14 protein-coding genes are annotated in these 9,487 nt (G+C 70.5%); 6 read left to right on the top strand and 8 right to left on the bottom strand.

The window, feature by feature from the left end:
* The coding region (locus VHK87_RS08600; protein ID WP_329634490.1) for an aminopeptidase P family N-terminal domain-containing protein at nt 1-932 on the bottom strand (932 nt) is incomplete at its 3' end.
* 247 nt (nt 933-1,179) lie between these two features.
* Between VHK87_RS08600 and VHK87_RS08595 the strand changes: the two genes are divergently transcribed.
* Nucleotides 1,180-1,746 (top strand): GNAT family protein, encoded by a 567-nt coding sequence (locus VHK87_RS08595; protein ID WP_329634489.1) that lies wholly within the window; start codon nt 1,180-1,182, stop codon nt 1,744-1,746.
* A gap of 4 nt (nt 1,747-1,750) precedes the next feature.
* On the opposite strand, the gene VHK87_RS08590 is transcribed toward VHK87_RS08595, so the two are convergent.
* The 3 genes from VHK87_RS08590 to VHK87_RS08580 form a co-directional block, all read right to left on the bottom strand.
* Nucleotides 1,751-2,224 (bottom strand): hypothetical protein, encoded by a 474-nt coding sequence (locus VHK87_RS08590; protein ID WP_329634488.1) that lies wholly within the window; start codon nt 2,222-2,224, stop codon nt 1,751-1,753.
* 98 nt (nt 2,225-2,322) lie between these two features.
* Nucleotides 2,323-3,183, bottom strand: a complete 861-nt coding sequence (locus tag VHK87_RS08585; protein ID WP_329634487.1) for a 50S ribosomal protein L11 methyltransferase — start codon at nt 3,181-3,183, stop codon at nt 2,323-2,325.
* Nucleotides 3,184-3,223: 40 nt separating this feature from the next.
* Nucleotides 3,224-3,679, bottom strand: coding sequence for a hypothetical protein (locus VHK87_RS08580; protein WP_329634486.1), 456 nt, complete (start codon nt 3,677-3,679; stop codon nt 3,224-3,226).
* A 127-nt stretch (nt 3,680-3,806) separates the two neighbouring features.
* Between VHK87_RS08580 and VHK87_RS08575 the strand changes: the two genes are divergently transcribed.
* Nucleotides 3,807-4,373 (top strand): DUF7662 domain-containing protein, encoded by a 567-nt coding sequence (locus tag VHK87_RS08575; protein WP_329634485.1) that lies wholly within the window; start codon nt 3,807-3,809, stop codon nt 4,371-4,373.
* A gap of 6 nt (nt 4,374-4,379) precedes the next feature.
* Here VHK87_RS08575 and VHK87_RS08570 read toward each other — a convergent pair whose 3' ends face one another.
* Both VHK87_RS08570 and VHK87_RS08565 read right to left on the bottom strand, forming a co-directional pair.
* Nucleotides 4,380-4,829: a hypothetical protein gene (locus VHK87_RS08570; RefSeq protein WP_329634484.1), complete on the bottom strand. Its 450-nt coding sequence runs from the start codon at nt 4,827-4,829 to the stop codon at nt 4,380-4,382.
* 110 nt (nt 4,830-4,939) lie between these two features.
* Nucleotides 4,940-7,273: a DUF3553 domain-containing protein gene (locus tag VHK87_RS08565; protein ID WP_329634483.1), complete on the bottom strand. Its 2,334-nt coding sequence runs from the start codon at nt 7,271-7,273 to the stop codon at nt 4,940-4,942.
* Between the two features lie 100 nt (nt 7,274-7,373).
* On the opposite strand from VHK87_RS08565, the gene VHK87_RS08560 reads away from it, so the two are divergent.
* From VHK87_RS08560 to VHK87_RS08550, 3 genes are read left to right on the top strand one after another with little or no spacing between them, the layout of a single operon-like run.
* Complete coding sequence (locus tag VHK87_RS08560; RefSeq protein ID WP_329634482.1) at nt 7,374-7,592, top strand: hypothetical protein; 219 nt, start codon at nt 7,374-7,376, stop codon at nt 7,590-7,592.
* A gap of 3 nt (nt 7,593-7,595) precedes the next feature.
* Nucleotides 7,596-7,796: a hypothetical protein gene (locus VHK87_RS08555; RefSeq protein ID WP_329634481.1), complete on the top strand. Its 201-nt coding sequence runs from the start codon at nt 7,596-7,598 to the stop codon at nt 7,794-7,796.
* Complete coding sequence (locus VHK87_RS08550; protein WP_329634480.1) at nt 7,793-8,038, top strand: hypothetical protein; 246 nt, start codon at nt 7,793-7,795, stop codon at nt 8,036-8,038. Before VHK87_RS08555 ends, VHK87_RS08550 begins: the two co-directional genes overlap by 4 nt.
* Here the strand turns inward: VHK87_RS08550 and VHK87_RS08545 are convergent.
* Entirely contained in the window at nt 8,035-8,247 is a 213-nt protein-coding gene (locus VHK87_RS08545; RefSeq protein ID WP_329634479.1) for a ribbon-helix-helix domain-containing protein, read from the bottom strand. The genes VHK87_RS08550 and VHK87_RS08545 overlap by 4 nt on opposite strands.
* Before the next feature lie 120 nt (nt 8,248-8,367).
* Between VHK87_RS08545 and VHK87_RS08540 the strand changes: the two genes are divergently transcribed.
* Nucleotides 8,368-9,135, top strand: a complete 768-nt coding sequence (locus tag VHK87_RS08540; protein WP_329634478.1) for a Coq4 family protein — start codon at nt 8,368-8,370, stop codon at nt 9,133-9,135.
* On the opposite strand, the gene VHK87_RS08535 is transcribed toward VHK87_RS08540, so the two are convergent.
* A complete protein-coding gene (locus VHK87_RS08535; RefSeq protein WP_329634477.1) occupies nt 9,132-9,308 on the bottom strand; it encodes a DUF4169 family protein in 177 nt (58 codons plus the stop codon). The two genes, VHK87_RS08540 and VHK87_RS08535, sit on opposite strands and share 4 nt — an antisense overlap.
* Between the last annotated feature and the right edge of the window lie 179 nt (nt 9,309-9,487).

Raw genomic sequence — 9,487 nt, 5'->3', positions numbered from 1 at the left:
GCTCTCGGCAGCGCGCAGGGGTCTTCGGCCCGGATCACCTGGGCGCCGGCGTCGCCGAGTTGCTCGAGGTACCAGGCCGCCGACTGCGCGGGGTCGACCAGGACGCGGCGGCCGCCGAGCGCCTTCAAGGCGGCGGGCAGGGCTTCGGGCGGCTGCAGGGCCACCTGGTTGCCGAGCCAGGCGGGCAGCTCGGGCGTCACCTTGGCGGGATCGAGGAACAGCTGGGCCGAGCCGTCCTTCTCCAAGATCGCCTGGCCAATCGGCAGCGGCGAGCGGATGACGTCACCACCGCGGATGTTGAACAGCCAGGCGATGGAGGCGGGGGCGGTCAGCACGGCGGCCTCGGCGCTCTTGTCCGCGAGGCTCGCGCCGACCCGGGCGCGCTTGGCGGCGGATTCCTCGCCCGCGTACTCCAGCGGATGGGGCACGACCGGGGCCCGAGGCTGCGGTGGCCGCTTCTCGCCCCAGGCGGCGTCGAGGGGATTGGGGGTGACCGGCTTGAGCTGGGCGCCGGCCTTTTCGGCAGCGCGCTTCAGCCGCTCCAGCGCGTCGGGGCTGTGCAGGCGCGGGTCGTAGCCGATGGCCTGTCCCCGGGCCGCGGCGGCCTCGAGGTAGGCGGGGACGCCGCCGTCCACCAGGTCGCGGACTTCGAACAGGCTGGGGTCCACCTGGTCGCGGACCTGCAGGCTGTATCGGCCGTCGACGAAGATGGCGGCCTTGTCCTTGAAGATCACCGCTGCGCCGGCCGAGCCGGTGAAGCCGGTGGCCCAGGCCAGGCGGTCGTTGGCCTCGGGCAGGTACTCGTTCTGATGCTCGTCCTCGTGCGGGACCACAAAGGCGTCCAGGCCCTGGCGGGCCATCGCCTCGCGGATCAGCGGCACGTGCTTGGAGCCGAAGGAGGGGTCGGTGCTTTCGTCGAAGGTCTGGCGCATGTGGGGGATGTAAGCCCTTCGGCGCGGGGCGGCAAAGGGCCGATCAGCTTGGCTTTGGCGATAACCGTGGTATGAGCGGCCTCATGTTCGCCCGCGCTGCGCAAGCTTCATGCAATTCCAATGGTCCCGGCCGGGGCTGTTGCGTGCGCGTGCGGTAACGCTCGCGACGAACAGACCCCGCCTTCCGGATGGGGTCTGAAGCGAACGCCGCGCCCCTCCGAAGGCTTCAAACCCCGGAGAGGCTCCCATGACCACCGACATCCCGCCCGCGCCCGTCCCGCCATTCCGAACGGAGCGGCTGATCCTGCGCGACTTCCGAGAGGACGACTTCGACGCCATCCACGAGTACGCGGTCCACCCCGAAGTGGTCCGCTACATGGATTGGGGCCCGAACACGCCCGAAGAAACCCGGGAGCACCTGGACCGGGCGCTGAAGGCGCAGGCGGAGCGCCCGCCGCACGCCGTCAACGTGGCCATCGAGCTGGCGTCCGAGGCGCGGCTTATCGGCTCGATGCGCCTGGAGGTGAAGGACGCGCCGAACCGCACGGCCGACATCGGCTACTCCATCCACCGGCCGTACTGGGGCCAGGGGCTGGTCGCCGAGGGCGCGCGCCGGCTGCTGGCGATCGCCTTCGAGGACATGCGGCTGCACCGGGTCTGGGCGACCTGCGACGCCCGCAACCGCGGATCCTGGCGGGTGATGGAGAAGCTCGGCATGCGCCGCGAGGGCCTGCTGAGGAAGGCCAACCTGCGACGCGACGGCTGGCACGACACGCTGCTCTACGCCGTGCTCGCGGAGGAGTGGGCGGGCTGATCCGCTACTCCACCGGCTCGTCCGGGACGGTGACGGTGACCTCGGCCGCAGCGTCCTGGGCGGCGTCGGAGACGCTGGCGGCGGCGGCCTGGGCTTCCAGCGCGGCCTGGCGGCTCGCGTCGGCGGCGTCGGCGGCGGCCTGTTCGGTGGCGCGGGCCAGATCTGCGCTCGTGCTGCGCGAGGGCTCCCGAGCGGCGAAGGCGGCGGAATGGGCCTGAGCGGCGGTGTCGTCCATCATCACCTCGGCGCGTCCGGCCTCGCGAGCCGCCTCGATGTCGGCGACCTGCTGTCGGTTGGCGTTGAACAGCCAGATCAGGGCGAATAGGGCGACGATGGCCGCAAGGGCGGCCAGCCACCACGCGGTGGCGTTGCTCTCGCGGATCGCCTGCGCCGGGCCGCTCTCGCCAACCTCCTCGCGCTGCACGTAGGCGGGGGTGTCGCGCCGCTCGCGCTCGACCCTGCGCTCTTCGTCGGACATCTCGTTTCCTTCGGGCGGCGACGGCGCAGGGGCCGCCGGTCTCACCGAAGCGAACGTCGGGTTTTCTCTTGGAGTTCCGGCGCTTGCCGCAAGCTCGCCTAGATGCGCTGCACCACCAGGGTGGCCCATGCGTCGCGGTGCAGGCGCGAGCGCAGGCGGTAGCCCTTGGAGAGGTAGGCCGCCAGCACCCGGCGCTCCTGCGAGCGGAGCAAGCCGGAGAGGATGGCCAGCCCGCCCGGCTTCAGCGCCCCTCGGATGTCGCGGGCGAGGAAGATCAACGGCGCGGCCAGGATGTTGGCGAACACCAGGTCGTAGGGGGCGCCGGCCCGCACCTGCGGGTGCTCGAGCCCGGAGGCATGGACGAACTGCGCCTGCGCGCGGTTCAGCGTGGCGTTCTCGCGGGCGATACGCACCGAGACGCGGTCGATGTCGGTGCCGACCACCACCCCTGAGCCGGTCCGCGCGGCGGCGATGCCGAGGACGCCGGTGCCGCAGCCGACGTCCAGCACCTTGTCGAAGCGGCGGGCCTTGAGCAGCGCGTCGTAGGCCACGAGGCAGCCCACGGTGGTGCCGTGGTGGCCGGTGCCGAAGGCGGCGCCCGCCTCGATACGCAGGTTGACCGTGCTGGGCGGGGCGCGGCCGCGGTCGTGGGCGCCGTAGACGAAGAACCGGCCGGCTCTGACCGGCGGCAGGCCGGAGAGCGCCATGGCCAGCCAGTCGGCGTCCGCCAGGGCCTCGGTCGTGACCTTCAGGCCGAAGGGGCCGAGCGCGGCCTGCAGGGCCTGCGCCTCCTCGTCGGTGGTGGGATAGGCGTCGATCCGCCAGATGCCGCGGTCCTCGTCCTCCTCCAGGATCGAATACGTCGCGCCCTCCAGGGCCGGGTGGGCATCGATGGCGGCGGCGGCCGCCTCGGCCTGGTGGCGAGGTCCGCGGGCGATGATCTGGAGGGCCTGGTCCATGGCGCCCCTCTAGAGGCGTCCGCGGCGAAAGGCGAGAGGGTCAGGCCTCCGGCGGGTAGGCGTCTTCGACGGGCGGCTCCGGGGGCGGGGGGATGCCGACGCCGGCCAGCACGTCGCCGTCCAGGGAGGGCATTCGAGGCGGCGGCGGCGGCGGCTCGAGGTCGGCGAGCTCGTACGGGGCCGGCGCGGCGTAGTCGACCGGCGGGAGCTCTTCGTAGGCATAGTCGTCGTAATTGTACGAAGGCGGCTCGTAGGCGGAGGCGTCGGGGTAGACGGGCGGGCGCAGCCAGTCGGTGCCGACGACGTAGTCCGGCGGCTGACCGGTCCATGAGGTGAAGTCGGCCTCCCCGTAGCCGTCGCGGTAGACACGCTTGCCGGACACGCCCGACAGCATCTGGGGGCCGTCGGGGCCGGCGATCTCGCGAAGGCTTGGCTTCAGCGCCCCGCCCATCAGCAGGCCGACCACGCTGGCGGCGGCGATCCCCTGGTAGAGCATCCTTAACGGCGAAGCAGCATTGTCACCGGTCATGGCCGCTAAGCGCTGCAGCGGCGATTTGGTTCAGACTTGCCGGGCGCTTCGCCTGGGTTGAAGCTCTGGGCGCGGAGCGGGAGAGGGACCATTCATGAGCAAATACCAGGGGCTGTCCGATCATCTGTCGGGTCAGAAGGGCAACGAGTGGCGCGGCGGCTTCGACGAGGTGGAGCAGCTGCTCGGCGCGCCGCTGCCGAAGACCGCCCGCACCGGCGTCGCCTGGTGGGCCAACGATCCGGCCAAGGCCCAATCCAAGGCCTGGCTCGGGGCCGGCTGGCAGGTGATGGACGTCGACACCAAGGCTGGCACGGTGACGTTCCTGAAGGCCGATGCGGCCAAGCCCGCGAAGAAGAAGGCGCCCGCCAAGGCCGCCGCAGCGCCGAAGAGCGCTGCGCCCACGGCGGAACCCAAGCGCAAGGCCGCTCCGAAGGCGGCGGCCAAGGCCGCCGCCAAACCGCAAGTTGCGCCTGAGCCCGCGCCGGCCGCCGACGCCGCACCGCAGCCCCAACCCTTCGCCGCCGGCAAACTCGCGTCGGACGAGCCCGACTTCCTCCAGCGCTTGCCCGGCGGCAACAAGACCGCCGTGGCCGGCGGCATCGCCGCCGCAGTGCTCGGCGTCGGCGCGCTGATCGCCCGGGCGTTCATGCGGAAGCGCTAGTTTCCACTAAAACTTGTCTTCGAAGTGCCCCTGCAGCGCGACGGCGGTGAAGTAGCTCGCGAGATCCTCGAACAGCGGATCGTCTCGATCTCCGCTCCATCCTGCACGCGTTGCGGCCAGCTCGAAGGCGCGCTGCGCGGCCTCTGCTTGGGGCCCAGCCGCGCTCATTCCAAGCGGCGAGGTGTCCTCGAGGGCTTGTCGTTGCTCCACTGAGAGCGAATCCCAGGCGGCGAGGAGAGTCTGCTCCGATATCTGCCAACGCTCATCGAGTGCAGCGGCGGCGCTCCAGCGCAAGGCGAGACTCGCAAGTGCGTTCAGCGCCGCGGTTGCGGAGCTCTCGTCGGAGGCGCCGCCGCATGCGACGACTGGGTCGGTGATCGAGGCGAAGGTGAGCGAGAGGTCCCCTTCCTCATCGACCAGGAACGCTGCCAGCTCGGCTTGTTGTGCTGGCGGCAATCGGGACCAAATGCACTCGGCGTCGCCGGCTTGCGCTGCTGAGCCAACCAGGCAGGCCCCTGCGCAACCGAGCGCCGCAACGCGTGCCCTTAGCGAGGGCTGGAGCCGCCTCACGCCTTCTCGACGAAGCTGTCGATGACCTTCTTCTCGCCGGCCTTTTCGAAGTTCACGGTGAGCTTGTTGCCTTCGATGGCGGTCACCTGGCCGTAGCCGAACTTGACGTGGAAGACGCGGTCGCCACGGGCGTAGGCGCTGATGTGGCTGGGTTCGGAGACGGCGACGAGGCGGCCTTCGCCTTCGATGACCTGCTGACGGCCGGGGTGGCTGCCCTTGTAGTTGCTCGCCTGCGCGCGTCGCCAGCCCGGCGAGGAGTAGCCGGCGCCAAACGAGGGGCTCTCGTCCCAGCGGCTGCCGTGCTGCTGCATCCCCGGCCCGCCGCCGTAGTAGCCGGTCTCCGACGAGGCCTCGACGTTGGCCAGCGGCAGCTCGTCCACGAAGCGGGAGGGCATCTGGCTCGTCCAGCGGCCGTAGACCTGGCGGTTGGCGGCGAAGGAGACGCGGGCCTCTTCGCGCGCGCGGGTCAGGCCCACGTAGGCGAGGCGCCGCTCCTCCTCGAGGCCCTTTTCGCCGGTCTCGTCGATGCTGCGCTGGGAGGGGAAGATGCCTTCCTCCCAGCCGGGCAGGAAGACCAGCGGGAATTCCAGGCCCTTGGCTTGGTGCAGGGTCATGATCTGGACCCGGTCGTCGCCGCTCTCGCGGTCGAGGTCCAGCACCAGGGCCACGTGCTCGAGGAAGGCCTCGAGGGTCTCGTACTGGCTCATCGCATTGATGAGCTCCTTCAGGTTCTCCAGCCGCGTCTGGGCCTGCGGATTGCGGTCGAGGCGTAGGGCGTCGGTGTAGCCGCTCTCCTCCAGCACCGTCTCCATCAGCCGGGCGTGGTGCAGGCGGCCGGCCTCGGCGCGCCAGCGGTCGAGGTCGCGCAGGAAGTTGGACAGCGAGGTGCGGGTGCGGGCGGCCAGCTCGTCAGTGCGCACCAGCTCGCGCGCGGCGGTGCTGCCGGGGACGCCGTTCACCCGCGCGATCTGCAGCAGCTTCTGGACGGTGGTCTCGCCGATCCCACGCTTGGGGACGTTGACGATCCGCTCGAAGGCCAGGTCGTCGTCCGGGGAGTAGATCAGCCGCAGGTAGGCGACCGCGTCGCGGATCTCGGCGCGCTCGAAGAACCGGGGGCCGCCGATCACCATGTAGGGGATCTGCAGCAGGATGAAGCGGTCTTCAAAGGCGCGCATCTGGAAGGAGGCGCGCACCAGGATGGCCATGTCACGGTAGCGGCGGCCGGCCTTCTTGCACTTCTCGATCTCGTCGGCGATCAGCCGACTCTCAGCCTCGCCGTCCCAGACGCCGCGGACGATGACTTTCTCGCCGCCTTCGGCCTCGGTCCACAGGGTCTTGCCCAGGCGGGACTTGTTGGCCGCGATCAGCCCCGAGGCGGCGGCCAGGATATGGCTGGTGGAGCGATAATTGCGCTCCAGCCGAATCACCTTGGCGCCGGGGAAGTCGCGCTCGAAGCGCAGGATGTTGTCCACCTCGGCCCCGCGCCAGCCGTAGATCGACTGGTCGTCGTCGCCGACGCAGCAGACGTTCTGCAGCTTCTGGGCCAGCAGCCGAAGCCACAGGTACTGGGCGACGTTGGTGTCCTGGTACTCGTCGACCAGCAGGTAGCGGAACCGGTCGTGGTACTCGGCCAGCACGTCCGGCGAGCTCGTGAAGATCGTCAGGTTGTGCAGCAAGAGGTCGCCGAAGTCGCAGGCGTTCAGGATCCGCAGCCGCTCCTGGTAAAGGCGGTAGAGGGCCTGACCGCGGCCGTTCGCGAACTGGGCGTTCTCGGACGACGGCAGGCGGTCCGGCGTCCAGCCGCGGTTCTTCCAGTGGTCGATCAGGCCGGCCAGCGCCCGGGGCGTCCAGCGCTTGGCGTCGATGTTCTCGGCCTCCAGCACCTGCTTGAGCAGCCGCTCCTGATCGTCGGTGTCGAGGATGGTGTAGTTGGACTTCAGCCCCACCAGCTCGGCGTGCCGGCGCAGGATCTGGGCGGCGATCGAGTGGAAGGTGCCAAGCCAGCGCAGCCCCTCGGCCTGCGGGCCGATGATGTGGGTGATCCGCTCGCGCATCTCACGCGCGGCCTTGTTGGTGAAGGTGACGACCAAGAGCTCCCAGGGCCGGGCCTTTCCCGCCGCCAGGATGTGCGCCAGCCGCGTCGTCAGCACCCGCGTCTTGCCGGTGCCCGCCCCGGCCAGCACCAGCACCGGGCCCTCGACAGCCTCCACCGCCGCCCGCTGCTCGGGGTTGAGCCCCTCCAGGTAATCGGGCTCGGCGCCGCGTACGCGCGCCAGATCGCTCACGCGCGGGCCGGTGGAGGGCAGGGGGTACGAGTCGGACGAAGGCATCAGAACATATGTAGCACACGAGCGCGGCGGCCAAAGGGCAGGAACCGCGGCGAAAGGGCGTCGTTACCGTTGGCGAGGCGGGGGGGCTATGGAGGCGGGGATGGCCACGAGCTCACGCGAGCAGCCGCGCAACTGGACCTGGTGGGTGATCGGCGGCGTCATCGTCGCGGCGGTGGTGATCGCCGCCTACATGTTCGCCACCCGCGCCCAGCGGGCCGACCTGCCCAGGCCGGCCGACCTGTCGGTGGAGCTGCCGACCCCTTCGAGCATTCCTGATGCGCCCAACCTGCCGCCGGTCCCGGCGCCGGGACCGAGGTGAGCGATGCCCGCCCCCGCACAATCCCGGCCCCAGCCGCTCGTCTGGCTGAGCCTCACGGTGCTGATCGCCCTTTCGCTGACCTTCGGCTTCGCGGCCCTGCGCGCCAGCCCGCCCGACATCGCCGCTTCCGGCCCGGTGGTCGCAACGCCCAAGGCGGCGCCGCCGGCGCCGCTTCCCGACGCTGAACCCAAGAGAGGCTTATGAGCTCATCTCACGACTCCCCGTCCAAGCCGCACTACCCGAAGCGGAAGATTCCGCCGCTGGTGTGGATCCTGCTCGCCATCGTGGTCGGATGGGCGGTGATCTTCTTCGTCCAGCGCCAAGGCGCAGTGGAGAGCCCTTCGGGCGGGACCCACCCCACGTCCGCCCAGGGCGATGCGGTGTCTCCGGCCACGCCGGCCACGCCTGACGCGCCGGCCACGCCGGCGACCTCGAGCGCCCATTAGCCGCTGCGAGCGTAGGCCAGGGCGGCCAGTCGGCAGGCGGAGGCCAGGGAGCTTGCGCCGCGGCCCTGGTCGAGGCGGGTGATCAGGCCCGCCAGGCTCTCGCCGCGGGCCTGCGCCATCTCCTCCAGCACGGCCCAGAACTCGGGCTCCAGCGCCACCGAGGTGGCGTGGCCGGCGAGCAGCAGCGAGCGTTTGGCGAGTCTGGGCACGGAACGGGATACATGCCCGCATAACCGCTCTGCTGAAAGGTCGCGAAGCGGGTCTTGCGAAAAGGTGACGCTCGCGTCATTTTTAGTAGACCAGCAACCTCCCTCTGGCAGGCTACCGTCATGACCGCCGTCGACTTCGATCCCGCGCTCGCGCCGGCCCAGGCCCCCCAGCCGCGGGCCTATTCCTACAAGCTGCAATGGGGGCCGGCCCTGAAGGCGCTGCAGCGCCTGTTGGCCGACAAGGAGGACACCCGCCAGGTCTTCGAGATCATGCGGGCGCTGAACGGAAACTCGACGGCCAAGGGCTACCACCGCCTGCTGGCGACGACCGAGGGCGGCCGCATCGCCTATGAGCGGGTGGAGCTGGCCCACAAGCTGATGGACGACGCCTGGTTGGACAGCTTCGCCGAGGGCTCGGTGGGCGCGGCCTACCGGACCTTCGTTCGCTCCGAACAGCTGTCGGCGGAAGGCCTTGCCATGGTCAGCCGCGAGGGCGTCGGCGACATCGACAATCCGCACCCCTACGCCTGGATGGGGCGACGCACCCGCGACGTGCACGACATCTGGCACATCCTCAGCGGCTACGGTCGCGACGCCCTGGGCGAGGCTTGCCTGGTGGCCTTCTCCTACGCCCAGACCAAGGGGCTGGGTTGGGCGCTGATCGCGCTTGGCGCGGCGTTCCGCTCCGGACGGAACGGGGCCTATCCGTTCAAGAAGGCGATCCTCGAAGGGTACCAGCGGGGCAAGGCCGCCGCCTGGCTGCTCGGCGAGGATTACGAGCGGGTGATGAACGAGCCGCTGGAGGCCGCCCGCAGGCGGCTGGGGATCCGTCCGGCGACGATCTACGAGTCCATCCCGCCGGCCAACCGGGACATCCTGCCGGCCTAGTCGTCGCGCTTGGTCTGATCGAGCCGTCGGTCGAGCTTGGCGACGTCGGCCTTGGCGGCCGCCTTCTCGGCCTTGGTGCGCCCGAACCGGACCCGATTCTCCGCTGCGACCGCCTTGGCCTCGGCCCGGGCCTTGGCCTTGCGGGCCTTGTTGAGATTGACGATCTCGGTCACGCCTTGAGCCTCCGCAACGCCGCTGCGGCAGGATAGCCGAGCGCTCGACATTCGCCCAAACATTGGGCACTGAGCCTGGGAAATGCGGGGACTGCTCGGTCGTATCGGCGCCAGCGCCATAGGGCGCCGCCTGGGCCTCCCCAGGTCGCTGCCTGTTTTCGTGCTTGTCATTGGGATGG

It is taken from the genome of Phenylobacterium sp. (assembly GCF_036263695.1).
Taxonomy (GTDB): domain Bacteria; phylum Pseudomonadota; class Alphaproteobacteria; order Caulobacterales; family Caulobacteraceae; genus Phenylobacterium.
Note: the sequence above shows the minus strand (reverse complement) of the source record. Positions and strands in the feature narration are given on the sequence as shown.